Consider the following 21,758-nt stretch of genomic DNA (forward strand, 5'->3'; position numbering starts at 1 on the left):
TCACCGGCTGGTGAGCTGACCCATCAGCACGGTGAAAACCGCCTCATCCCAGGGTTCCACGTCGACGCCCGCCAGAATCGCATCCAGCAACGGCGCCCGCACCAAACTCCCGAACCCATAGTGCCCGCCCGCCCGCGCGCTCGCGATCACGGCCTGAATGACGATCGCGTACACCTCACTCCGCGGCATACCGACCACCCCACCCGCCGCCTCCACCTCATCGAGCATCCCCTCGACCGCCTCGATAACCTCGCGCAGGACGCGGATTTCGAGGTCCCGCATATCGTCCATGCGGAAAGCACAGCAGCACGGTGAGCGCGGCCGCAGCGAAAATGGGATCCCGATTCGAATCGACCCATTTCGCCACGGCGCGACCCATGTTCGCGTTACAACGGATCCATCTCACGTACGCGCTTGATTCGAGTTCGCTGACGAGGACCGGACCGATGAACGGCACCGAAGAACAAGAGATCTCCGCCTCCACCCTGCCCCGGCGGCAATTGGGCCGGTTTCTGCGCGAGGAGCGCGAGACCAACGGCCTCACGATCGACGCCGCGGCCAAGCTCGTGGATCTGTCGAAGTCAGCGCTGCAGCGGCTGGAGGCCGGGCGCAATCAGCGCATCCGGAAGACGGATGTCCGTGCGCTGTGCGAGGTGTACGGCGTGGATGCCGCCAACACCCGACAGGCCGTGGAACTGGCGGAGCAGGCTCGGGCACGAAGCTGGTATCACGCCTTCGGCGGGTTGTTCAGCGACGAATTCAATATGTACATCGGACTGGAATCCGCCGCGCGGCAACTGATCGTCTACCACGAGCAGGTTCCCGGACTCGTGCAAACTCGGGACTACGCACGTGCTCTCATCAGCGCGTTCTACCGGGACGACGCGGCCGACGCGATCGACCGGCGGGTTGAACTGCGAATGAAGCGGCAGCGCATGGTCACTCGCCGCAGCGAACCACTCGAACTCGAGGTGCTGCTGCACGAATCCGCGCTGTATCGGGTCGTCGGCGATCGCCGGATCATGGCGGTGCAACTCCGCCAGCTGGCGGAGATCGGCAAGCTGCCCAACGTCACGATACGGATCAGCCCTTACAGTGCGGGCATCACCTGGGGCATCCTGCACGGCCAGTTCGTGTTGCTCGGCTTCGGCTCGGATGCGAAGGGCCGCATCGTCGAACCGCCGATCGTCTATCTCGAGGGCGGGCCCAGCAGTGACGTCTACCTCGAAAAGCCCGACGATGTACAGCGTTACGATGAGCTGGCGTGCGCCATTCGCGGTACCGCCCTGGGCGAGAACGAAACACGAGACCTGCTCCGGCAGGCGGCAAAGGAGTTCGAATGACCAGTGACCTGTCCCGGGCACGGTGGTTCAAGAGCACCTACAGCGAATCCGGCGGCCAGTGTGTGGAAGTCGCCTTTCTCGATGGTGATGCGGTGGGTGTCCGCGACTCCAAGAAGCCGGACGGCGGCGTTCTGGTGTTTACCGCGGTGCAGTGGCGGGCCTTCACTGCCCGCGTGCGAGACGGTCTGATCTGACCGGCCGGGATCTCACTCCGTAGTCCTATTCCATGCCATACCAAAGGGTTACAGGGAACTAGAATCCGGCCGATAACTTCGGGTTCATGACGACACCTGCCCTGGTATCAGGGTCAACTCCACGGCCGCCGCGGCGCGATTCCGACGGTGATTACACCCGGCTGCTACGCCGCATCTCCGCGGCGGGACTGATGGAGCGGCGGCCCGTCTACTACGCGATCCGGCTCAGTCTGGTCGGGATCGCGTTCGTCGCCGGGTGGGCGGCGTTCTTCCTCATCGGGGACTCGTGGTGGACGTTGCTGGTGGCGGCGTTCATGGCAGTGGCGTTCGCGCAGGTCGCGCTGGTCATGCACGATGTCGCGCACCGGCAGGTCTTCCGGCTGCGGCAGCCGACCGAGCTGGTGGGGCGGATCGTCGGCAATGCCGGTATCGGGCTGGGGTACGGGTGGTGGCAGGACAAACACACCCGGCATCACGCCAATCCGAACCATGAGGAACTCGATCCCGATGTCGCGCCGGACATTCTGGTCTGGTCGCAACGGCAGGCGCGGGCCAGCCGCGGGGTGGCGCGGCTCATCGGGCGGGCGCAGGCGTTCCTGTTCTTCCCGCTGCTGTTGCTGGAGGGGCTGAATCTCCATGTGGCCGGCGCGCGTGCACTGAAGAATCGATCAGTGAAACATCGTGGCCTGGAGGGCGCACTGCTGTTCGGCCACTTCGCGATGTACCTGACCGCGCTGTTCGCGGTGCTGCCGGCCGATAAAGCCTTGGTATTCCTCGCCGTTCACCAGGGCCTGTTCGGTTTGTACATGGGTTGCATCTTCGCCCCGAATCACAAAGGCATGCCGACCCTGACCGGCGACGACCGCCCCGACTACCTCCGCCGCCAGGTGCTGACCTCCCGCAATGTGCGCGGCGGTGTATTGACCGACCTCGCCCTCGGCGGCCTCAACTACCAGATCGAACACCATCTGTTCCCGAGCATGCCGACCCCGAACCTGCGCCACGCCCGAGTGATCGTCCGCGACTATTGCGCGGAAATCGGCGTGGCCTACCACGAAACCGGGTTGCTCACGTCCTACCGCGAAGCGCTGCGACACCTGCACGAGGTCGGTGTCCCGCTCCGCGCCTAAGGCATCAGATTGCAGGACTGGCCGGACAGCAGGCCGAGCGGGCACAGAATCAGCACTCGCAGAATCGCGAGGTTGGACGAACTGAGCGAACCTGTTGCGCCCGAACCGGAATCAGCGGTATCGACGGCGGTCGTCGCGGGCTGACCCGGGTCGAGGGCGACAGGCGCGGCCTGTGCGGTGCCGACCGCGAGCGCACCCGCGATCAGGAAACCGGCCAGAACTGGTGGAATTTGCGTTCGCAGCAGCGATTTCATCGGAATCTCCTAGCGTCGATGACGCACAGAACTCTAGGAGGATCCGGTCGCGGAAATCTGCCACGACTTCTGGGGGCAGCCACGCCGTCCGAAATCAGGGCGCGCCTCGAAGCCCGGCGCCGGACATAATGCGGCATGGGTATTTTCAGGCCGTCCTGCCCCGTGGGGGAGTTGGAGCGGCTCTGGGTGGAAGAGATGTCGAGCTGGTGTGTCACGCAGTTCGGGCCCAGGACCCTGCGGTCGCCGGTGATCATGCCGACTTCGGATTTCTTCCCCGGCACCTATCCCGAGACCTTGCCCGAAATTCGCGCACTCGTCGACCGGGTGTGCGGATACATGGGGGTGCGCCGCGATCGCATTGTGGTGGAAGTGCATTCGAACGGCGCAATTCTGCCCGACGCCCTGTTCCCGGAAGGAACCTCGCACGCCGAAGCCGGCCACTACCGCCTCGAACAAGGCCGCGCCGTCGTGTCGCTCGACATGGACCAGATGCGCTCACCCATCACCCTGATAGCCACCGTCGCCCACGAGTTGGCCCACGAGCGCCTCCTCGGCGAAGCCCGCATCACCCGAGACCGCCACGACGGCGAACAACTGACCGACCTGGTAACCGTCTACCTGGGCCTGGGCGTCTTCAACGCCAACGCGGCCTTCCAATTCTCCCAAAACTCCCGAGGCTGGCGCTCCCACCGCCTCGGCTACCTCTCACCCCCCATGTTCGGCTACGCCCTGGCCTGCTGGACCCACCTCCGAGGCGACCCCAAACCCCACTGGTCCAAACACCTCGACACCAACCCCCGCGTCTACATGAAACAAGGCCTCCGCTACCTCCGCGCCAACCCCGACTCCCTCCCCACCTGCCCCCTCCCAACGGATTCGTGAGGGGGCCCGAACCTTTCGCCTAGCGGGCGCGGGTGCTGTCGGGGACGGGTAGGGGGCTTGCCGGTTTACGACTCGAGGTCGGGCTTGTGGGCTCGGATCCAGTTGCGGTAGGTGGTGGGTGGGCGGCCGGTCAGGTTGGTGATTGTGGGGGGACTGTGGATTCGTCGAGGGTGCCTCGGGAGTAGAAGTCCATGAAGGCGTCGGCGTAGGGCTGGGGCATTTGGGTCAGGTAGTCGGCGTAGGTTTCTTCGTCGGTCATGGCGAGGACGGTGAGGGGGCGGGAGAGTTCTTCGGCCAGGATGGCGATTTGGGCTGTGCGGGGGCTGACCGTCGGCCGAATCTTGTTCAGTTGCAGGGCTGTAGCGGGAAGCAGGCGGGGGCTTCGGTGGTGGAGGGGATGGTCGGGTCGGCGGAGGTGGTCGTCGTGACCTGTTCGACAGAAGTCTGATTCGCGGGCTTCTGCTTGTTGCCGCCACCACTGCTGCTGTGACCGGTGCAGGCCACCGCGATGATGAGGACGAGGACCGCCACCACCAGGCCCAGTACGACCGGCAGATCGCGACGCCGGCGACGGGAGCCTCCACCTCGGGGGGACTCCCGCTCCTGCCAGGTGGGGAAGCCAGGACCGGGCGCTGCGGAATAGCCTTGCTGCGCAGCGGGTTGCGCGGGCTGTCCGTACCCGGCCGGGGCTGCGCCGGGCGATTGGCTGTAACCGCCTTGCGGGGCCTGGGCATAGCCGGGCGGTGGCCCGCCCGGTGCGGGCCGGCCGTATCCGGCGGGACTTCCGCCCTGTGGGGATTGCGCGTAGCCGCCGAGACGGCCCTGCGGGGGTTGGCCGGGACCCGCGGGCTGTGCGGCCGCCGGAGCGCCGGACCCTGTCGGAGCGGCGGCAGGCTGCTGGTATCCACCCAGTGGCACAGGCGCACCGGATGGGGGAGTGCCCTGGTGTTCTCGTGATTCGGAGGTGCCCGCCACGGCCCGCAAGGCCGCCGCGGCCGCCGCCGCGCCCGTGATTCCAGCGACCGCTCCCGCCGCCGCGGCCCGTCCCGGGGACGAACCCTGCTGTCCGGCAGGAACATCACGCCCGGTGCTCTCGACCGGTACTCCCTGCGAGCCCGGACTACCCGGCACGACAGGCGGTGTCGCGGGCCGCACCGGTTGCACCGGAACCGACGGCACCACCACGGTCGGCGCCGCGGCGAGCGGCGGAGCCGAGGAACGTGCCGTCTCCGGCGCCGGGAAGCCCTCCGAGACCAGATCGGAATAGGTTGCCGCGGCGGCGAATCCGAGCGCGCCCAGCGCCTGCCCGACCTGTGCGGCATCCCAGGACGGGTCCGCGCCCTCGGCGAGTTTGGTGAAGTAGGCCCGCAACGAGGACGGCCCGTCACCGATCAGAACATCGATACCCGCTGGCAGCGGCCCCTTTTCGAGCTTCACCCGGCTGCCCAGCTGCGGCACCAGCAGCACCAGCCCACTGACCGGGACATGCTCGCGTCCAGGCGCGGAACGCAATTGGTGGGCCAGATCGACGGTTTGGCGCCGGACCCGTTCGAGCGGGTCGGCATCGCCATCGATGGGGGCGGGTTTACCGTCGACGGTCCAGGGTTCGTCCTGAGCGCAGGTGAGGGTCCCGGTGACACGTTCGGTGAAACCGTGCACCCCGACGACCACGCAGGTCTGCGGCGTCCACACCACGACGTCGGCATCCTGGCACTGCACCACCGCGATACCGGGCACCGCGTGCGGCCCGCTCCACGATTTGAGCCAGTTCACCACGGTGCGCTCGGTGTTCGACAGCCGCGATGGGTCGTCGTTACGAACCTTCACCAACATACCGGACCACCTCTGACCGATGCTTCTACCTGCCGGCCGCCCAACCCTTCGCCGCGACCACCTTACGGTGTCCCGGTGACAGGTCGCGGCGAATCGTCTTGCGCGGCAGCAAGATCATTCTGCATGGTCCGGGAGGATGCCGCGCCCGGGGCGTGCTACCGGCCGGTCACCGGGCCACGAAACCGACATATCCGTCGGGTCGGACAAGGATCCGAGTGCCGTCCGCAGCATCGTACGCGCGCCGGGCATGACCTTCGAAATCGATGAGTTCGCCGTTGTCAGAGGTGGTTTCCGGGGTGAGCACCCGGACCGCCCGCGTCTCGGTACCCGGCAGTTCGATCCCGCCGGCGCTCGCATCGGGTCCGAACACGAGCAGGGTGGCATGTGGTCCGCGGAACGCATCGAACAACCGGACAGACCGGTCGTTCCGGTCGGCCAGCGGTGCATCGGGCGCCCGATCGCCGGCCCGGACACCCCGCCCGCGTCGGTGGTGAAATCGGCCAGTTCCGTGGACGCCATCGGCTACCTGGCGGCCTCCGCACTGCTGCAGGCGGTGGAGGCGGGCGCCCTCGACCTGACTGACGACGAAGCCGTGGACACCCTCACTCGTTTCATGTACCGCGGCCTGACCGGCCGCGATATCGAGTCCGCGCCGTAGCCGGCGCGGACTCGCCGCGGCCCGGGGCAGCGCCACGATGGAGCGCCCGGGCAGCGGCGCGATCGAACCGCTCAGGGCAGCAGCACGATGGAGCCGGTCGTCTTGCGCCCCTCCAGATCCCGGTGCGCCTGCTCGGCCTGCGCCAGCGGATAGCTGGCCCCGACCCGGATGCGCAGCGTGCCGTCGGCGATGGCGTTCATGATATCGCCGGAGCGCCACAGCAATTCGGCCCGATCGCGGGTGTAGTGCGCCAGCGTCGGCCTCGTCACGAACAGCGATCCCGCGGCATTGAGCCGCTGCAGATCGAACGGCGGCACCGGCCCGCTGGCCCCGCCGAACAAGGCCAGCATTCCGCGGATCCGCAGCGAGGCCAGGCTCGCCTCGAAGGTGTCCTTGCCGACGCCGTCGTAGGCTGCCGCCACGCCCACTCCGCCGGTGAGTTCCCGCACGCGCGTGGCGATCTCGTCGTCGTAGCGCAGCACCTCGGAGGCCCCCGCGTCCCGCGACAGCTTCTCCTTCTCGTCGGTGGAGACCGTGGTGATGACGCGGACTCCGCGCGCGGACAGCAGCTGGGTCAGGATCAGCCCCACACCGCCCGCGCCCGCGTGCACCAGCACCGCCTCGCCCGGTTCGGGCCGGTAGATGGATTCGATGAGGTAGTGCGCCGTCATGCCCTGCAGCAGCGCCGAAGCCGCCACCGCCGGCTGCACCCCGTCCGGCACCGGAATCGCGACCGCTGCGGAGACCAGCACCTTTTCGGCATAGCTGCCCGGCGCGGCCGCCCACGCGACCCGATCGCCCGGCTGGAAGTCGGTGACGCTCGGCGCCACGGCGGTCACCACGCCCGAGCCCTCCGCCCCGGGGATGTAGGGCACCGGCGTCGGATAGCGCCCGGTGCGAATGTAGGTGTCGATGAAGTTGATCCCGATGGCCTCGGTCTCGACCAGTAGCTGACCGGGCCCGACCGTCGGATCCGGGACCTCCACGAGCCGCAGGACTTCGGGACCGCCGTGCTCGGAAACCTCGATTGCGCGCATGGATCCGAGTCTTCCACTTCGCCTGCGGAGTGTGAGATACGCGGCGGCTCATGGACTCCGTTTTACCGATGGGTAAACTCCACCTCATGAGCGCTACCACCGCCCCGGCACCAGCGAAGTTGTCGCCGTCCGTTGTCGATTCCGTGAAGGGCTTCGTCGCCGAGCACGGCGGATCGGCCACCGCGGTGCTGCAGCCCATCGGCCGTATCGGCGTCCGCGTCACCCTGATCGGCGAGGACGGCATTCTCGGCGACCGCGTCGTCGGTGATCTCGAGGCCGCCAAGGCGCTGGTCGAGGCCGTCGACGGGCTGACCGAGACCGAGGAGTGGAACCGCGAGCTGGTTTCCAAGGTCACCCCGCGCAAGGGGCACTGGGCCAAGATGGCCGGGTGGGTCGCGCATCAGCGCCGATTCCCCAAGGCGCGCAACGAGAAGTGACCGCGCCCGCAAGTGGGGTCGATAAGGATCGAAGGATTACCGTGGCCGGCCGCGTGACCAAACAGGCGCAGCTGCGCTCGGCACTCACCACTCTGTGCGCGACGCTGCGCCCGGGGGAGATGTTGCCGAGCGAACGCCAGCTGTGCGACGACTATCAGGTCAGCCGCATGACCGTGCGGGAAGTGCTGGGCCAGCTGGAAGCCGACGGTGTCATCACCCGGGTCCCGGGCAAGGGCACCTTCGTGGCGGAGCGGGTGGCGCGTTCACGCCTGCACATGGCCTCGTTCTCGGACGATATGCGCCGCCTGGGCCGCACGCCGAGCACCGTTGTGCTGCATTCGGATCATGCGGTGCCGCCGCAGGCCACGGTGTCCGCGCTGGGCCTGGCGACCAATGAGATGGCCTTCCATCTGGTGCGATTGCGGCTCGCCGACGGCCTGCCGATGTCCATCGACGACGGCTGGTACCGCGCCGAATTGGTGCCGGGTCTGCTGGAACGCGATCTGACGCAGTCGCTGTACGCGCTGTTCGCCAAGGAATACGACTGCCCCATCGATCGCGCCGAGCAGAGTGTGCGCGCGGTGGCGGCCGATGAGCGCAATGCCGGTTGGCTGGGCACCGAAACCGGTTCTCCGCTACTGGCTTTCGATCGCATCTCGTATTCGCGGGACCGGCCGGTGGAGCATGCGCAGTCCTGGTATCGCTCCGACCGCTACCAGGTGTACATGACCGTCTCCGCGGAGGACAGTCAGAACGCCTGAGCCGCAACGGTTCCGGTGACCACTGTTCATTGACAAAACGGCGGGCCACCTCCAGAGGGAGGTGGCCCGCCGTTTGCCCATATGCGGTTCGGGGTGGCGCTCAGACCGAGTAGAGCACCGCGCCCGTGGTGACGGGCCCGGTGACGGCGGCCGGGATCGAGCCCGGCGCCGAGTCCATCACGACCACCGGTACCGCGGCGCTGAGGCCGAGGCGGCGGACGGCATTGGGGGAGAACACGACCAGCGGATCGCCGGCCTCGACCCGCGTGCCCTCGGCGGCCTTGACCTCGAAGAGCTCGGGCTTGCCGACGGTGTCGATGCCGACGTGGAGCAGCACGCCCGTACCGGAATCGGATACGATGACGGCGGCGTGCGGGTGCAGTTTCACGATCGATCCCGAGATGGGGGCGACCACGGTGACCTGGTCATCCGTATCCGCGGGTTCGATGGCGAGGCCCGCCCCGACCATCTCCGCGGCGAAGACCGGATCGGGGACTTCGGACAGGGGAATGGCGGTGCCGTCCAGGGGCGCCAGGATATCGATGCTCACGGTGGTCAGATCAGGTCGTTGATGTCTTCGGCGAGGGCGTCGGCCGTCGGTCCGACCACGACCTGTACGGCGTTACCCATCTTGACAACGCCGTGCGCGCCGGCGGTCTTGAGTGCTTTCTCGTCGACCAGGTTGGCGTCCTTGATTTCGCAGCGCAGGCGGGTGATACAGCCCTCCACCTCCACAATGTTGTCTGCGCCACCCAGGCCTGCGACGATCTGATCAGCTTTGGACATCGTTCCTCCGTGCGTGTCGAGTAGACAAAACTGGTTATAACCAGTATATCTCTGGTTATAACCAGTCACCAATTCACTGCGTGACCCTATTCACAGACCGAGGACCACCGCCATGGCCGATGCCGCCCAGAGCGTTCGCAAGAAGCTCGATCTATCCGGACTGCAGAAACTCGGCCGCAGCCTGATGCTGCCGATCGCCACGCTACCCGCTGCCGGCCTGTTGCTACGGCTCGGACAAGACGACATGCTGGGCCGCTGGTCGGCCCTGAAGACTGTCGCCGCCGTCCTCGCCGGCGCGGGCGGCGCACTCATCGACAACCTCCCCCTGCTGTTCGCGGTCGGCATCGCCATCGGCTGGGCCAAGAAGGCCGACGGCTCCACCGCGCTCGCGGCGGTCGTCGGATACCTCGCCTTCAACGGCGTGCTCAAAGCCATGTCGCCGGTGGTGCTTTCGGGCAAGACCGACACCAAGGGCGCACAGGAACTGGTGGACTTCGGCGTCCTCGGCGGCATCGTCATGGGCCTCACCGCCGCGATCCTGTGGCAGCGGTATCACCGCACCCAATTGCCGGACTATCTCGGCTTCTTCGCCGGCCGCCGCCTGGTGCCCATCCTGACCGCCTGCGCGGCCGTGGTCATCGGCGTGCTCATGTCGTTCATCTACCCCGCCTTCCACTCCGGCCTGACCTGGCTCGGCAATACCGTCGCCGACAATGCCGTCGTGGGTGGTGGCATCTTCGGATTCGTCAACCGGCTGCTGCTGCCGCTGGGCCTGCACCACATCATCAACCTGGTGGTCTGGTTCACCATCGGCGACTACCACGGCGTGCACGGCGATATCCCGCGCTTCCTGGCGGGCGATCCGCACGCGGGCACCTTCATGACCGGCTTCTTCCCGATCATGATGTTCGGCCTGCCCGCCGCGGCCCTGGCCATCTGGCGTACCGCCAAGCCGGAGAACAAGAAACTGGTCGGCGGCATCATGCTCTCGACCGCGCTGACCTCCTTCGTCACCGGTATCACCGAGCCGCTGGAGTTCTCGTTCATCTTCGTGGCCTGGCCGCTGCTGCTGATCCACGCGATCTTCACCGGAACCTCACTGGCGCTGTGCAATTGGCTCGGCATCCACGACGGATTCAACTTCTCCGCGGGCGGCATCGACTTCCTGCTGAACTTCGGCAAGGCCACCCATCCGCTGCTGCTCATCCCCATCGGCCTGGGCTACGCGGCGCTGTACTACGTCACCTTCAGCTTCATCATCAAGCGCTGGAACCTGCGCACCCCCGGCCGTGAAGACGACGAGGCCGAAACCGAAAAGGAGAACATCGCCCAATGATCACGCGCACCGCTGTCGTTGCGTCCAAGAGCGGGCTGCACGCCCGGCCCGCCGCGCTTTTCGTGAAGGCCGCCGGTGCAGCCGGTGTGCCCGTGCAGATCTCGAAGGACGGCAAGGATCCCGTCGCCGCCAACAGCATGCTGCAGGTCATGACCCTCGGCGTCAAGCAGGGCGACACCGTCACCCTGCACGCCGAGGACGGCGCCGACGCGGCGCTGGACAAGCTGGCCGGGATGCTGGAGACCGATCTTGACGGGTGAGAAAGGCGGCGCCGCTGATACCAGCGGCGCCGGCAATACCCAGGCGGCCGGTCGCAGCCAGATCGTCGGCCAGAGCACCGGAGTCGGCGATACCCGAGATGTCGGCCAGAGCGCGAGCACCGGTGACGCCGAGGATGTCGGTGGGAGCAAGGCGGCCGGGGTGATCCGGGGCGTTGCTGCCGCCCCGGGCTTGGCTGTCGGGCCGGTGAAGTGGCTGGCGTCCGCGCCGGTCACCAGCGCCGACGATGCGCCCGGCACCGACGTCGACGCCGAGATCGCCCGCGCCGAAAAGGCTTTCGAGACCGTGTCCGGGCGCTATTCCGCCCAGGCGCTGGAGGCGAAGGGCCCGGCCGCCGACATCCTGTTCATGACCTCGGCCCTGGCCGGGGATCCGGCGCTGCTGGATCAGGTGCGCTCGGGCATCGGATCCGGTCAGCCCACGGCGCATGCGGTGACGCTGGCGGTCGGGCACTTCGGTGAACAGCTGGCCGCGCTCGGCGGCATGATGGCCGAACGCGCCTCCGACCTGCGCGACGTCGGTCAGCGCGTGGTGGCCGAACTGCTCGGCGTGGACCCGCCCGGAATCCCCGACAGCGCAACACCTTTCGTGCTCGCTGCCCAGGATCTCGCGCCCGCGGACACCGCGACGCTGGATCCGGAGCAGGTCGTCGGCCTGCTCACCGTGGCCGGTGGACCGACCTCGCACACCGCGATTCTGGCCAAGGCCCTGGGCATTCCGGCCGTGGTGGCCTGCCCGGGCGCGGCCGGGATCGCGGAGGGCGCCGAGGTGGTGCTCGACGGTACCGCGGGCACGGTCGAACTCGACCCGAGCGCACCGCGCCGCGAGGAAGTCCGCGCCGCCCGCGCGCGCCAGGCCGACGCCCCCACCGGGCCCGGCCGCACCTCCGACGGGCACGCGGTGCCGCTGCTGGCCAACGTGGGCAGCGCTGCCGACGCGCAACTCGCCGTCGATCTCGGCGCCGAGGGTGTGGGCCTGTTCCGCACGGAATTCCTTTTCCTGGACCGCAAGTCGGCGCCCACCGTGGCCGAGCAGACGGACCAGTACGCCGAAATCTTCCGCATCATGGGCGACCGGCCCGTCACCGTCCGCACCCTCGATGCGGGCTCGGACAAGCCGCTGCCGTTCCTGAACCTGCCGGCGGAAGAGAACCCGGCCCTGGGCATCCGCGGACTGCGATTGAGCAACGTCGATGAGGGGACGCTGCTCGATCAGCTCGGAGCGATCGAGGCCGCGCGCAAGGCCACCGGGGCCACGGTGAAGGTGATGGCGCCCATGGTCGCCACCGCGGAGGAGGCGGGGTACTTCGCCGCCGAGGCCGCGGCGGCCGGTATCGATTCCCGCGGCATCATGGTCGAAATACCCGCTGCCGCAATCCGTTCCGAGCAGCTCGGCGCCGAGGTGGACTTCTTCTCCATCGGCACCAACGACCTGTCGCAGTACCTGTTCGGCGCGGACCGCATGTCCTCGAGCCTGGCGCCGCTGCACAATCCGTGGCAGCCCGCCCTGGCGGCCACCATCGCCATGGTGGTCGCGGGCGCGAACAAGCACGGCGTGAAGGTCGGCGTCTGCGGCGAATCGGCATCGAATCCCGAATTCGCCTGTGTGCTGGTCGGTCTCGGCGTCGAAACGCTGTCCATGGCGCCCCGGTCATTGGCCGGGGTCCGCGCGCAGCTCGCCGCCGTGACGCTGGAGCAATGCAAAGCCGCGGCCGCGGCGGTCCTTTCCGCCCGCACTGCCGAGGATGCCGCCACGGCGGCCCGCACCGCACTCGGGGCGATATAGGTGAGGACGACACTGCGCGGCCGGGTCGTCACTCTCACCGAGGCGGGCGAACTCGCCGACGGTGTGGTGTCGTTCGACGGCCCGCGACTCGACTATGTCGGCCCGGCCGCGGAATTCGGCGGTGACCTGCCCGAACCCGCGGACGAGCCGGCCATCGTGCTGCCCGGCCTCATCGATGTGCACTGCCACGGCGGCGGCGGATACGGCTTTCCCGAAACCGACGCCGACGGCGTGCTCGCGGCCGCGAACTTCCATCGCGGCCGCGGCACCACCACCCTGGTGGCGTCCCTGGTCTCGGCCACGGAAACCGAACTGCGCGAACGCATCGACATCCTCGGCAAGGCCATCGACGACGGCCTGCTCGCGGGCATCCACCTCGAAGGCCCGTTCATCAGCGAACATCGGCGCGGCGCCCACAATCCGGACCGCATCGTACCCGGTGACCCGGCCATGCTGGAACGGCTCATCGACCACGCCGGCGGCCGGATCGTCTCGGTCACCATCGCACCGGAGACCGAGCGTTTCGACGAACTCGCCGACGTGCTCGCGGACGCGAATGTGGTGCTGTCGCTGGGGCATACGGTCGCCGGCTACGAGCATTCGGTACACGCCATCCGGCGCGGCCGGCGGGTCTCCATCACCCACCTGTTCAATGCCATGCCCGAACTCGCGCACCGCGACGCCAACTTCCTCACCGCCGCCATGGCCGCCGCCGGGCGGGGTGACGTGGTGGCCGAGGTGATCGGTGACGGCGTGCATCTCGCCGACGGCACCGTGCGCATGGTGTTCGACACCATCGGCCCCGACAACCTCGCGCTCATCACCGATGCCATGGCCGCCGCCGGCGAACCCGACGGCCGCTACCAGCTCGGTAGTTTGGATGTCGTGGTGAAGGACGGCGTATCCCGGCTCTACGACCCGCACGGCGAGGGCGCCATCGCGGGCGGCACCGCGACGGCCGCGGACGTGCTGCGCCGCACCGTCTTCCACGCCGGGGTGCCGCTCACCGCCGCCGCCACGGCCGCCGCCGCCACTCCCGCCCGCCTGCTCGGGCTCGCCGATCGCGTCGGCGCCCTGCAGGCCGGTATGCAGGCCGACGTGCTCGTCACCAACCCCCTGCTCACCCCAATCACCGTGTACAAGGACGGACGCCCATGGAACTCGTGATCACCGACAATGCGGCCGAAGCCGGTGTGCTGGCCGGGCGCATCATGGCCGACCATGTGCGCCGCGGCGCCCGCGCCATCGGCCTGGCCACCGGCTCCTCACCGCTGGGGGCCTACCGCGAACTCATCCGGCAGTACCGCGACGAGGGCCTGAGTTTCGCCGGGGTGCAGGCGTATCTGCTCGACGAGTACATCGGGCTGCCCGTGGGTCATCCGCAGTCCTACCGGCAGTTCATCCGCGACGAATTCACCTCGCACGTGGACTTCGACGATGCCTCGGTGCACAGCCCGGACGGCAATGCCACCGACATTCCGGCCGCCGCCGCCGAATACGAGCGCGGCATCGCCAAGAACGGACCGGTGTCGGTGCAGATCCTGGGGATCGGGGCCAACGGGCACATCGGGTTCAACGAGCCCGGGTCCTCGCTGCGCTCCCGCACCCGCGTGAAGACGCTGACTCCGAAGACCCGTGCGGACAATGCGCGGTTCTTCGAGGACGACCTGTCGCAGGTGCCCACGCACGTGCTCACGCAGGGGCTCGGCACCATCAGCGATGCTGATCATCTGCTCATGGTCGCCACCGGCAGCGGCAAGGCCGATGCGGTGGCCGCGGCCGTCGAAGGCCCGGTGTCCGCGTTCTGCCCCGCCTCGATCCTGCAGATGCACCCGCACGTCACGGTGATCGTGGACCCGGAGGCGGCCGCGAAACTGCAGGCCGTCGAGTACTACCGCTTCGCGGTGGCGAACAAGCCGTCCTGGCAGAGTTTCTGACGCTCTCGAGCCGGTTGCGGCTCTCGAGTAATCTGGGGCGCGTGCGCAAACCGCTGCGGCTGTGGCCGATTCTGAACACGATGCTCGTCGGCGGGCTGATCGCCGCCGCATCGACCGGTCCCGCCGCCGCGGACGCGGCGCCCTCACGATTGCTGAGTGTGCCGCAGTCGGGAGTGCTGCGGGTGTGCACGACGGGGGACTACCCGCCCTACACCCTGCGCGGCGCGGACGGCGGCTACCAGGGCGTCGACATCACCCTCGCCACCGACCTGGCCACGGTCCTGCACGCTGTGCCGCAATGGGTTCCGACGACGTGGGGCACGCTGACCACGGATTTCCCGGCCAAGTGCGATATCGCGGTCGGCGGGATCTCCGATACCGCCGACCGCCGTCAGGTGGCCGACTATTCGGTCGCGCTCACCACCGACGGCAAGACACCGGTCACGCGCCGCAGTTCCGGCGACGCGTTCGGCACCATCGACGAGATCGACCAGCCGGGCGTGCGGGTCATCGTGAATCCCGGTGGCACCAACGAGAAGTTCGCGCGCGCCAACTTCCCGAATGCGCGGATCACGGTGTGGCCGGACAATCTCACCATCTACGACCAGCTGGAACAGGGCAATGCCGATGTGTTCGTGACCGATTCCATCGAGGGACGGTACCGGCAGCGCACCCACCCGGACCTGCAGGTGCTGCACCCGGACCGGCCCTTCGACTCCGCGACCAAGGCCTACCTGCTGCCGCGCGGCGACACCGCCTTCGACACCGTGGTGAACGGGTGGCTGGAACTCCAGATCCGCAGCGGCCGAACCACCCAGCTGCTGAAAGATTGGATCGGCTGACCCGCTAACCGCGCGGCGGCATGAGGGCCATCGGGCCCGGTTCGAACACTGTCACCAGCACCACGATATCGCCGTACGGCGTCGAGCCGTTGGACATGCGGTGGGCCGCACGGGCGAACGACAGCCGCCACCGGTACTTGGCCTCGATCTCGGTGTGCACGTGGGGTAGTAGCGTGCCCGCCGTCACCAGCTGCGCCCGGCCCGCCTTCTGATGGGAGCCGACCGAGGGATTACCGCGCCAATCGCCGGGCTGTACCAGTACTCGGCCGTCCTGTGCCAGCTCCTCCGCCTCCACCGAATACGACGAGGTGCGGAAGGCGAGTTGGGTATCGCCGACCGGAATCACCAACCGCGGCACCGTTTTCAACTGCTGCGGGCCGGTGACCCGGGTCACCAGAACGGTTTTCGCCTCGCGCCAGATGGCCGCCGCGGCACTCGAGCCGCTCGGCACGTGCCCTTGATTCGGCACCGGCCCCTGTGCGCTCGGGCCCTGCCGGTTCGGGCCCTGCGCCGGGCCCTGGCCGCGGCTGTGCACCAGATTCGGTACGGGTCCCTGCCACGCCTGCGGCGGCGGTCCCTGCACCGGCTGCGCAATCCGCAGGCGGGCGGTGGGAATGTCAATCATGCTGTCCGTCATTTTTTCGATCCCTTTCCGGTGACAAGCGCGAACCCCGGTGGCACTCCATGGGTCTCGGCGCGCACGCACCCGACAGCCCTACCCCGACACTCCTCGAACAACCTCGGTCGATCACCCTCGATACTCCAGACATTCCGGCCATCTGGCAACGACGCTGGTCACAGACGTAGGGGACATCACGATCGGATATCTCGCGCTACAAGACCATTGGAGGTTTCCCACAAGATCGGGGTCAAAGGTTGTCGGCCGCTGCCACTTACCCGGCGGTATCCCCATGGCTACGTTTGACGACGGCAGGGCTGGTGAAATTCCCTGCACCACAGACCATTTCGGTCGGAACAAGGGGAGCTTTGTGACCACTTCACAGGAAACGATCGTCGCCGGAATCGCCGAGATCGTCGAGGAAGTGACCGGCATCGACGCCGCCGAGGTGACGATCGAGAAGGCCTTCGTCGAGGACCTCGACATCGATTCGCTGTCCCTGGTGGAGATCGCCGTGCAACTCGAGGACAAGTACAGCGTCAAGATCCCCGACGAGGACCTCACCGGGCTGCGCACCGTCGGCGACGCGGTCGCCTACGTCCAGAAGATGGAAGCCGAACACCCCGAACTCGCCGCGGAACTCGAGGCGAAGAACCAGGAAGGCCACCACGAGTGAGCCCGGCCGCCACCAATCCCTTCAGCGCCGACGGGACCTTCCCCGATGTCGTGGTCACCGCCCTCGCGGCGACCACCTCGCTCGCGGGCGACGTCGAGGCGACTTGGCAGGGGCTGCTCGCCGGGGAGAGCGGAATCGAGCTGCTCGGCGACAACTTCGTCGAGAAGTACCAGCTGCCCGTCCACATCGGCGGGCACCTGAAGGTATCGCCGGACAGCCTGCTCACCCGGGTCGAGATCCGCCGCATGGCCTATATCGAACGCCTCGCGCTCGTACTCGGCCGGCAGGTGTGGCAGAACGCCGGGGCTCCCGAGATCGATCCGCTGCGCCTCGGCGTCGCCATCGGCACCGGCGTCGGCGGCGTCGACGCCCTCGTCGACGCGGACGAGAAGCTGAAGGCCGCGGGCTACCGCAAGATCTCACCGCTGGCCGTGCAGATGATCATGCCGAACGGCCCCGCCGCGGTGGTCGGACTGGAACTCGGCGCGAAAGCCGGTGTGCTGACGCCGGTTTCGGCGTGCTCCTCCGGCGCCGAAGCCATCGCCGCCGCCTGGCGCATGATCATCATGGGCGACGCCGACATGGTCGTCGCCGGCGGTGTCGAAGGCTACATCGACGCGGTCCCCATCGCGGCCTTCTCCATGATGCGTGCCATGTCCACCCGCAATGACAACCCCAAGGCCGCCTCCCGCCCCTTCGACCGAGACCGCGACGGTTTCGTGTTCGGCGAGGCCGGAGCTCTGCTGACCCTCGAAACCGAGGCCCACGCCAAGGCCCGCGGCGCCACCATCATCGCCCGCGTCCTGGGTGCGGGCGTCACCTCCGACGGCTACCACCTGGTCGCCTCGGATCCGGAAGGCGCCGGCGCGGCCCGTGCCATCCAGCGCGCCCTCCACACCGCCGGGCTGTCCACCGCCGACATCACCCATGTCAACGCCCACGCCACCGCCACCCCGATCGGCGACCTCTCCGAAGCGAACGCGATCCGCAAAGCCGGCATCGCCCACGCCTCGGTCTACGCCCCCAAATCGGCGCTGGGCCACTCGATCGGTGCGGTCGGCGCCCTCGAATCCGTCCTGACCATCCTCGCCATCCGCGACGGAATCGTCCCGCCCACCCTCAACTTGGACAACCAGGACCCGGAAATCGACCTCGACGTAGTCCACGGCGCCGCCCGCCACCAGGCGATCGACTACGCCATCAACAACTGCTTCGCCTTCGGCGGCCACAACGTAGCCCTGGCCTTCGGCCGCTACTGACCTCCGAATTCGCCCTCAGGACCAGAGGACTCGGCTCACGGTTTCGGCGACACACGCCGGTTTGGGGGCGCCTTCGATCTCGACGGTCTGCGTGACCGTCAATTCCACCCAGCCCTCGGGCAATTCGCGGATCGAGTCGAGGCGGCCCGACGCGCGCACGCGGGATCCGACGGTGACCGGCGACGGGAAGCGGACCTTGTTGAGGCCGTAGTTGACGGCCATCTTGGCGCCCTCGAGCTGGAACTGATCCCACGAGAAGTGCGCCAGCATGGACAGGGTCAGATACCCGTGCGCGATGGTCGCGCCGAAGGGCCCCTCCGCGGCGCGCTCGGGATCGACGTGGATCCACTGCCGGTCCTCGGTCGCCCCGGCGAAGGTGTCGATGCGGTCCTGTTCGATGGTGATCCAGTCGCTGACGCCGAGGACTTCGCCGACGTGCTTGCTCAGCTCGTCGAGGCTGCTGAAGGTATTCATGATGCCTCACTTCATTTCGGTTGCAGGACGACACTATTCGCCGGGATCGGGCCCCACCACCGAATCACGGTGCCAGACCGGCCAGCAGGATGGTGTGGGCGAGACGGCGCTGCTCGGGCGTGTCCGCGGAGTCGGCCATGCGCATGAACGCGGCGATATCGTCGACGGTCACATCCTCGCGTAGCAGGCCCGCCCGCTGTGCCCGGTGCGCGACCGGGGCGATGAGGTCCACGGTGGCGCGCCGGCCCTGTGCGGCCGCGGCGGTTCCGGTGCGGCACAGGACGTCGAACAGGCGCAGGTCCGCGGGGTCGAGCACGCAGCCCTCGGTGAAGACGGTGGTGAAGGCCTGCCGGTCGTCGGGCATGGCGGCGGCGCGGTCGGCGACTTCGCGTGCGCCCTCGGTCAATTCGGCGAGCAGTTGCTCGACGATCGCTTCCTTGGTGGGGAAGTGCCGGTAGAAGGTGGTCGCGCCGACGCCCGCGCGCCGGGCGATGGCCTCGATGCCGACCTCGGCGCCCTGCTCGGTGAAGGCGGCACGGGCGGCGTCGAGCAGCTTGCGGCGATTGCGTAGCTGATCCTTGCGCGGTGCGCGGGTGGGCTCGGTCATCACACCTCCGGGAGGAAACGGTAGCAATACTACCGTTTTGTGTTGTAGGTTGAAACGGTAGCAGCACTACCGTTTTGTGGAGGATGATCACCTATGCGTGCACTGGTTCCCGCTCACCGCCCCGGCGACCTCACCGAGATCGAGGACATCGACGTTCCGGAGCCCGGCGGCCACGAGGCCCTCGTCCAGGTCACCGAGTTCTCGCTGAACCGGGCGGATCTGCTGTATCTGCGCAGCGGCACAACCGGATTCCGGCCGGGCGTCGATGCCGCCGGTATCGTGACCGCCGCGGCCGCCGACGGCAGCGGGCCCGAACCCGGTACGCGCGTGGCCTTTCACCTGCCGTCCGGCGGCGCGGCGGCGGAATTCGCTGCGGTGCCCGCGGACCGGCTCGCACGCATCCCCGATGCGGTGCCCGCGGCCACGGCGGCGGCGATACCGCTCTCGGGTCTGGTTGCCGCACAACTAATACAGGCGGCCGGACCGCTCGCGGGGGCGACGGTGCTGGGGACCGGAATGGGCGGCGGCGTCGGGCAATTCGTGACCCAGCTCGCCATTGCCGCCGGTGCGAGGGTGATCGCGATCGTCGAACCGGACCAACCCGCCGAGCACCTCACCGTGACCGGCGCGGAAGTGATCCACGACCTCGCCGAGGTGCCGGACGCATCCGCCGACCTGGTGCTGGAGTCGGTCGGCGGTCCGCTGGGCTCGGCCGCCGTGCGCAAGCTGCGGCCCGGCGGACTGCTGCTGTGGTTCGGGCAGGCCAGTGGACAGCCGCTGCACCTGGACTTCTTCGAGGTACTCGGCGCGGGACAGGCCCTGACGCTGCGGCAGTTCGTCTTCGGCGACAACCCGCACGCCGGCCGGGACCTGGAGGGCCTGTTCGCCCTGGTCGCCGACGGCCGGCTGCGGGTGGAGATCGGCCACCGCCACGATTGGAGTCACACCCCGCGCTTGCTGGAGGAGATGGCGCACGGCCGGTTGCGCGGGAAGGCCGTCCTCGCAATCGCTTCGGACCCGGACTTGTCGGAGGGTTGCTCTACGGTGACCGCATGACATCGGATGCCGGGATGTGCCGTGGCTGATCGAAGAGATGGCGAGCAGGCGCCACCGACCGAGAGCACGATTCGGGGCGGGGACTGGTACCAACGGGAACTCGTCGACGAGAAGCACACACGCGTCGAATTCCTCGATGTCGACATGAGCGAAAGCGTCACGCGGAATGCGGTTTTCACCGAATGCGCCTTCCGGAACGTGAGCTTCAACCAGTCCTCGCACACCAATACCGCCTTCCTGAACTGCACCTTCACCGCCTGCCAGTTCTTCGAGGCGGAGTTCACCGCGTGCAAGCTCACCGGCAGCATGTTCGACCGCTGCACGTATTCGCTGCTGAAGGCCACCGGCGGCGACTGGTCGTTCACCGGCTTCCCGGGCGCCGACCTGCGCGGCACCTCCTTCAGCGAGCTGCGCATGCGCGAGGCCGACTTCACCTTCACGCGCTGCGCCAAGGCCAGCTTCCGGGACGTCGACCTATCCGGAGCGTGGCTCAGCAAGGCCGATTTCAGCGACGCGGACCTGCGCGGCAGCGATATCTCCGCGCTCGATCCGCTGGTCACCACGATCAGCCGCGCGATCGTCGACCAGCATCAGGCCATCGTCCTCGCGACCAGCCTGGGTGTGAAGGTCCTGCCGGCCTGAAACCTCGATCTCCGCACGGCGGGCGCGCGGAGATCGTCGCGCTCATACTGGGGGTCATGGCCGAACGCGAGGCAAGTCGGACGGCGGTGCTGGTGTGCCAGGCCCGCGCCGTGGCGGATGGACGGATGGCGGTGGGTCGGTTCTCCGATCCCATTGCGCTGCAACTACTCGAACCGGATGAACAGCGACTGGTCGACGAGGTGCGCGCCGGTGCGCGGCCGAAATCGTTCGGCCCGCGCATGGAATACGAAATGTTGTCCACCACAGCGGAAGTGCTCGCCGCGCGCACGGTGGCCATCGACGACGCGGTGCGCGAGCGCGGCGCCCCGCAACTGGTGATTCTCGGTGCGGGCCTCGACGCGCGGGCGTGGCGCATGCCGGAACTCGCCGAGGTCACCGTGTTCGAGGTGGATCATCCTGCCTCGCAAGCGGTCAAGCACGTACGCATGGGGGAGCGGACCGCCCTCACCGCGGTGCGCTTCGTGCCGGTGGACTTCGGCAAGGACGTGCTCGGCGCCGCGCTCGCCGCAGCCGGTCACGACGAAACGCGACCCACCACCTGGATCTGGGAGGGCGTGGTGCCCTACCTGACCTCCGGCGAGGTCGCCGCGACGATCGCCGAGATCGCCCGGCGCAGCGCGCCCGGCAGCCGGTTGATCATCACCTACCCGACCCCGAACCTGGTGTACCACTACGGCCGCAAGGCCATGGACGTCCTGCTCTCGGTGAGCGGCCGCACCAGCCCCATGGCACGAGAACCCCAGCGCTCCAGCTGGACTCCCGAACGGCTGGCCGCGGTCCTGCGGGAGCGCGGTTTCACCGCGACCAGTGACCGGAACCTGCTCACGGTCGCGACCGAGGCCGGGGTGGACGGCAATCGCGCCGCCTTCCTGGGCAGCGGCCGGATCGTCGTCGCCGACCGCTCCTGAGG

28 protein-coding genes are annotated in these 21,758 nt (G+C 68.2%); 18 read left to right on the forward strand and 10 right to left on the reverse strand.

The annotated features are described in order from the left end of the window. Positions 1 to 291 (reverse strand): hypothetical protein, encoded by a 291-nt coding sequence (locus tag ACH438_RS06130; RefSeq protein ID WP_397001760.1) that lies wholly within the window; start codon positions 289 to 291, stop codon positions 1 to 3. A 155-nt stretch (positions 292 to 446) separates the two neighbouring features. Here ACH438_RS06130 and ACH438_RS06135 point away from each other — a divergent pair, with 155 nt between their 5' ends. The 3 genes from ACH438_RS06135 to ACH438_RS06145 all read left to right on the forward strand — a co-directional run bounded on the left by ACH438_RS06135 (position 447) and on the right by ACH438_RS06145 (position 2,667). Beyond that, entirely contained in the window at positions 447 to 1,343 is an 897-nt protein-coding gene (locus ACH438_RS06135) for a helix-turn-helix domain-containing protein (protein WP_397001763.1), read from the forward strand. Further along, positions 1,340 to 1,537, forward strand: a complete 198-nt coding sequence (locus ACH438_RS06140; RefSeq protein WP_397001765.1) for a DUF397 domain-containing protein — start codon at positions 1,340 to 1,342, stop codon at positions 1,535 to 1,537. Before ACH438_RS06135 ends, ACH438_RS06140 begins: the two co-directional genes overlap by 4 nt. A gap of 86 nt (positions 1,538 to 1,623) precedes the next feature. After that, a complete protein-coding gene (locus tag ACH438_RS06145) occupies positions 1,624 to 2,667 on the forward strand; it encodes a fatty acid desaturase family protein (protein WP_397001767.1) in 1,044 nt (347 codons plus the stop codon). On the opposite strand, the gene ACH438_RS06150 is transcribed toward ACH438_RS06145, so the two are convergent. After that, positions 2,664 to 2,921: a hypothetical protein gene (locus ACH438_RS06150; protein WP_397001769.1), complete on the reverse strand. Its 258-nt coding sequence runs from the start codon at positions 2,919 to 2,921 to the stop codon at positions 2,664 to 2,666. The genes ACH438_RS06145 and ACH438_RS06150 overlap by 4 nt on opposite strands. Positions 2,922 to 3,056: 135 nt before the next feature. On the opposite strand from ACH438_RS06150, the gene ACH438_RS06155 reads away from it, so the two are divergent. After that, positions 3,057 to 3,803: a hypothetical protein gene (locus tag ACH438_RS06155; protein ID WP_397001771.1), complete on the forward strand. Its 747-nt coding sequence runs from the start codon at positions 3,057 to 3,059 to the stop codon at positions 3,801 to 3,803. Between the two features lie 130 nt (positions 3,804 to 3,933). Here ACH438_RS06155 and ACH438_RS06160 read toward each other — a convergent pair whose 3' ends face one another. After that, positions 3,934 to 4,062 (reverse strand): hypothetical protein, encoded by a 129-nt coding sequence (locus tag ACH438_RS06160; RefSeq protein WP_397001773.1) that lies wholly within the window; start codon positions 4,060 to 4,062, stop codon positions 3,934 to 3,936. An 86-nt stretch (positions 4,063 to 4,148) separates the two neighbouring features. Next, positions 4,149 to 5,636 carry a hypothetical protein gene (locus ACH438_RS06165; RefSeq protein WP_397001775.1) on the reverse strand — a complete coding sequence of 496 codons (1,488 nt, stop codon included), beginning with the start codon at positions 5,634 to 5,636 and terminating at the stop codon, positions 4,149 to 4,151. A gap of 247 nt (positions 5,637 to 5,883) precedes the next feature. Here ACH438_RS06165 and ACH438_RS06170 point away from each other — a divergent pair, with 247 nt between their 5' ends. Next, complete coding sequence (locus ACH438_RS06170; RefSeq protein ID WP_397001777.1) at positions 5,884 to 6,294, forward strand: hypothetical protein; 411 nt, start codon at positions 5,884 to 5,886, stop codon at positions 6,292 to 6,294. 71 nt (positions 6,295 to 6,365) lie between these two features. On the opposite strand, the gene ACH438_RS06175 is transcribed toward ACH438_RS06170, so the two are convergent. Next, entirely contained in the window at positions 6,366 to 7,331 is a 966-nt protein-coding gene (locus ACH438_RS06175) for a quinone oxidoreductase family protein (protein ID WP_397001779.1), read from the reverse strand. A gap of 86 nt (positions 7,332 to 7,417) precedes the next feature. Here ACH438_RS06175 and ACH438_RS06180 point away from each other — a divergent pair, with 86 nt between their 5' ends. Together ACH438_RS06180 and ACH438_RS06185 are read left to right on the forward strand one after the other, a co-directional pair. Next, entirely contained in the window at positions 7,418 to 7,768 is a 351-nt protein-coding gene (locus tag ACH438_RS06180) for a hypothetical protein (protein WP_397001781.1), read from the forward strand. A gap of 41 nt (positions 7,769 to 7,809) precedes the next feature. After that, entirely contained in the window at positions 7,810 to 8,529 is a 720-nt protein-coding gene (locus ACH438_RS06185; RefSeq protein ID WP_397001783.1) for a GntR family transcriptional regulator, read from the forward strand. Positions 8,530 to 8,629: 100 nt separating this feature from the next. Here the strand turns inward: ACH438_RS06185 and ACH438_RS06190 are convergent, their stop codons facing one another. After that, on the reverse strand, positions 8,630 to 9,079 hold the full coding sequence (locus ACH438_RS06190) for a PTS glucose transporter subunit IIA (RefSeq protein WP_397001785.1): 450 nt from the start codon (positions 9,077 to 9,079) through the stop codon (positions 8,630 to 8,632). A gap of 5 nt (positions 9,080 to 9,084) precedes the next feature. Next, entirely contained in the window at positions 9,085 to 9,315 is a 231-nt protein-coding gene (locus ACH438_RS06195) for a glucose PTS transporter subunit EIIB (RefSeq protein ID WP_397001787.1), read from the reverse strand. A gap of 112 nt (positions 9,316 to 9,427) precedes the next feature. On the opposite strand from ACH438_RS06195, the gene ACH438_RS06200 reads away from it, so the two are divergent. Genes ACH438_RS06200 through ACH438_RS06225 form a run of 6 tightly spaced genes read left to right on the forward strand, consistent with a single transcriptional unit; the run spans position 9,428 to position 15,494 of the window. Continuing rightward, positions 9,428 to 10,651 carry a PTS transporter subunit EIIC gene (locus ACH438_RS06200; RefSeq protein ID WP_397001789.1) on the forward strand — a complete coding sequence of 408 codons (1,224 nt, stop codon included), beginning with the start codon at positions 9,428 to 9,430 and terminating at the stop codon, positions 10,649 to 10,651. Then, a complete protein-coding gene (locus ACH438_RS06205) occupies positions 10,648 to 10,911 on the forward strand; it encodes an HPr family phosphocarrier protein (RefSeq protein ID WP_397001791.1) in 264 nt (87 codons plus the stop codon). Before ACH438_RS06200 ends, ACH438_RS06205 begins: the two co-directional genes overlap by 4 nt. After that, positions 10,901 to 12,715, forward strand: coding sequence for a phosphoenolpyruvate--protein phosphotransferase (gene ptsP / locus ACH438_RS06210; RefSeq protein WP_397001793.1), 1,815 nt, complete (start codon positions 10,901 to 10,903; stop codon positions 12,713 to 12,715). Before ACH438_RS06205 ends, ptsP begins: the two co-directional genes overlap by 11 nt. After that, positions 12,716 to 13,882 (forward strand): N-acetylglucosamine-6-phosphate deacetylase, encoded by a 1,167-nt coding sequence (gene nagA / locus ACH438_RS06215; protein ID WP_397001795.1) that lies wholly within the window; start codon positions 12,716 to 12,718, stop codon positions 13,880 to 13,882. It begins immediately after the preceding gene. Next, positions 13,870 to 14,652, forward strand: a complete 783-nt coding sequence (gene nagB / locus ACH438_RS06220) for a glucosamine-6-phosphate deaminase (protein ID WP_397001797.1) — start codon at positions 13,870 to 13,872, stop codon at positions 14,650 to 14,652. The genes nagA and nagB overlap by 13 nt, the downstream gene beginning before the upstream one ends. Positions 14,653 to 14,693: 41 nt before the next feature. Further along, positions 14,694 to 15,494 (forward strand): transporter substrate-binding domain-containing protein, encoded by an 801-nt coding sequence (locus ACH438_RS06225; RefSeq protein ID WP_397001799.1) that lies wholly within the window; start codon positions 14,694 to 14,696, stop codon positions 15,492 to 15,494. A 4-nt stretch (positions 15,495 to 15,498) separates the two neighbouring features. Here the strand turns inward: ACH438_RS06225 and ACH438_RS06230 are convergent, their stop codons facing one another. Further along, positions 15,499 to 16,131, reverse strand: coding sequence for a hypothetical protein (locus tag ACH438_RS06230; RefSeq protein ID WP_397001801.1), 633 nt, complete (start codon positions 16,129 to 16,131; stop codon positions 15,499 to 15,501). A gap of 352 nt (positions 16,132 to 16,483) precedes the next feature. Here ACH438_RS06230 and acpM point away from each other — a divergent pair, with 352 nt between their 5' ends. Both acpM and ACH438_RS06240 read left to right on the forward strand, forming a co-directional pair. Continuing rightward, the gene (gene acpM, locus ACH438_RS06235; RefSeq protein WP_397001803.1) at positions 16,484 to 16,789 is read left to right on the forward strand and encodes a meromycolate extension acyl carrier protein AcpM; all 306 of its coding nucleotides are present in this window, start codon (positions 16,484 to 16,486) and stop codon (positions 16,787 to 16,789) included. Further along, positions 16,786 to 18,048, forward strand: coding sequence for a KasA/KasB family beta-ketoacyl-ACP synthase (locus tag ACH438_RS06240; RefSeq protein WP_397001805.1), 1,263 nt, complete (start codon positions 16,786 to 16,788; stop codon positions 18,046 to 18,048). The genes acpM and ACH438_RS06240 overlap by 4 nt, the downstream gene beginning before the upstream one ends. Positions 18,049 to 18,063: 15 nt before the next feature. On the opposite strand, the gene ACH438_RS06245 is transcribed toward ACH438_RS06240, so the two are convergent. Together ACH438_RS06245 and ACH438_RS06250 are read right to left on the reverse strand one after the other, a co-directional pair. Further along, positions 18,064 to 18,522, reverse strand: coding sequence for a MaoC family dehydratase (locus tag ACH438_RS06245; protein WP_397001807.1), 459 nt, complete (start codon positions 18,520 to 18,522; stop codon positions 18,064 to 18,066). Positions 18,523 to 18,586: 64 nt separating this feature from the next. Beyond that, on the reverse strand, positions 18,587 to 19,129 hold the full coding sequence (locus ACH438_RS06250) for a TetR/AcrR family transcriptional regulator (RefSeq protein ID WP_397001809.1): 543 nt from the start codon (positions 19,127 to 19,129) through the stop codon (positions 18,587 to 18,589). 93 nt (positions 19,130 to 19,222) lie between these two features. On the opposite strand from ACH438_RS06250, the gene ACH438_RS06255 reads away from it, so the two are divergent. Genes ACH438_RS06255 through ACH438_RS06265 form a run of 3 tightly spaced genes read left to right on the forward strand, consistent with a single transcriptional unit; the run spans position 19,223 to position 21,756 of the window. Next, positions 19,223 to 20,185, forward strand: coding sequence for a zinc-binding dehydrogenase (locus tag ACH438_RS06255; protein WP_397001811.1), 963 nt, complete (start codon positions 19,223 to 19,225; stop codon positions 20,183 to 20,185). Positions 20,186 to 20,206: 21 nt separating this feature from the next. Next, positions 20,207 to 20,827 (forward strand): pentapeptide repeat-containing protein, encoded by a 621-nt coding sequence (locus ACH438_RS06260; protein WP_397001813.1) that lies wholly within the window; start codon positions 20,207 to 20,209, stop codon positions 20,825 to 20,827. Between the two features lie 56 nt (positions 20,828 to 20,883). Then, a complete protein-coding gene (locus ACH438_RS06265; protein ID WP_397001815.1) occupies positions 20,884 to 21,756 on the forward strand; it encodes a class I SAM-dependent methyltransferase in 873 nt (290 codons plus the stop codon). Positions 21,757 to 21,758 lie beyond the last annotated feature (2 nt).

The sequence above is a fragment of the Nocardia sp. NPDC020380 genome (assembly GCF_044386975.1).
Lineage (GTDB): Bacteria > Actinomycetota > Actinomycetes > Mycobacteriales > Mycobacteriaceae > Nocardia.

What these genes read in the sequence shown, in the direction of transcription:
- ACH438_RS06200 (WP_397001789.1), top strand. Translation starts at nt 9,428, where the DNA reads ATGGCCGATGCCGCCCAGAGCGTTCGCAAGAAGCTCGATCTATCCGGA.
- ACH438_RS06255 (WP_397001811.1), top strand. Translation starts at nt 19,223, where the DNA reads ATGCGTGCACTGGTTCCCGCTCACCGCCCCGGCGACCTCACCGAGATC.
- nagB (WP_397001797.1), top strand. Translation starts at nt 13,870, where the DNA reads ATGGAACTCGTGATCACCGACAATGCGGCCGAAGCCGGTGTGCTGGCC.
- ACH438_RS06140 (WP_397001765.1), top strand. Translation starts at nt 1,340, where the DNA reads ATGACCAGTGACCTGTCCCGGGCACGGTGGTTCAAGAGCACCTACAGC.
- ACH438_RS06170 (WP_397001777.1), top strand. Translation starts at nt 5,884, where the DNA reads ATGACCTTCGAAATCGATGAGTTCGCCGTTGTCAGAGGTGGTTTCCGG.
- ACH438_RS06135 (WP_397001763.1), top strand. Translation starts at nt 447, where the DNA reads ATGAACGGCACCGAAGAACAAGAGATCTCCGCCTCCACCCTGCCCCGG.
- ACH438_RS06130 (WP_397001760.1), bottom strand. Translation starts at nt 291, where the DNA reads ATGGACGATATGCGGGACCTCGAAATCCGCGTCCTGCGCGAGGTTATC.
- ACH438_RS06245 (WP_397001807.1), bottom strand. Translation starts at nt 18,522, where the DNA reads ATGAATACCTTCAGCAGCCTCGACGAGCTGAGCAAGCACGTCGGCGAA.
- ACH438_RS06145 (WP_397001767.1), top strand. Translation starts at nt 1,624, where the DNA reads ATGACGACACCTGCCCTGGTATCAGGGTCAACTCCACGGCCGCCGCGG.
- ACH438_RS06265 (WP_397001815.1), top strand. Translation starts at nt 20,884, where the DNA reads ATGGCCGAACGCGAGGCAAGTCGGACGGCGGTGCTGGTGTGCCAGGCC.
- ACH438_RS06160 (WP_397001773.1), bottom strand. Translation starts at nt 4,062, where the DNA reads ATGACCGACGAAGAAACCTACGCCGACTACCTGACCCAAATGCCCCAG.
- ACH438_RS06195 (WP_397001787.1), bottom strand. Translation starts at nt 9,315, where the DNA reads ATGTCCAAAGCTGATCAGATCGTCGCAGGCCTGGGTGGCGCAGACAAC.
- ACH438_RS06250 (WP_397001809.1), bottom strand. Translation starts at nt 19,129, where the DNA reads ATGACCGAGCCCACCCGCGCACCGCGCAAGGATCAGCTACGCAATCGC.
- ACH438_RS06180 (WP_397001781.1), top strand. Translation starts at nt 7,418, where the DNA reads ATGAGCGCTACCACCGCCCCGGCACCAGCGAAGTTGTCGCCGTCCGTT.
- ACH438_RS06155 (WP_397001771.1), top strand. Translation starts at nt 3,057, where the DNA reads ATGGGTATTTTCAGGCCGTCCTGCCCCGTGGGGGAGTTGGAGCGGCTC.
- ACH438_RS06150 (WP_397001769.1), bottom strand. Translation starts at nt 2,921, where the DNA reads ATGAAATCGCTGCTGCGAACGCAAATTCCACCAGTTCTGGCCGGTTTC.
- ACH438_RS06175 (WP_397001779.1), bottom strand. Translation starts at nt 7,331, where the DNA reads ATGCGCGCAATCGAGGTTTCCGAGCACGGCGGTCCCGAAGTCCTGCGG.
- ACH438_RS06205 (WP_397001791.1), top strand. Translation starts at nt 10,648, where the DNA reads ATGATCACGCGCACCGCTGTCGTTGCGTCCAAGAGCGGGCTGCACGCC.
- ACH438_RS06230 (WP_397001801.1), bottom strand. Translation starts at nt 16,131, where the DNA reads ATGACGGACAGCATGATTGACATTCCCACCGCCCGCCTGCGGATTGCG.
- ACH438_RS06165 (WP_397001775.1), bottom strand. Translation starts at nt 5,636, where the DNA reads ATGTTGGTGAAGGTTCGTAACGACGACCCATCGCGGCTGTCGAACACC.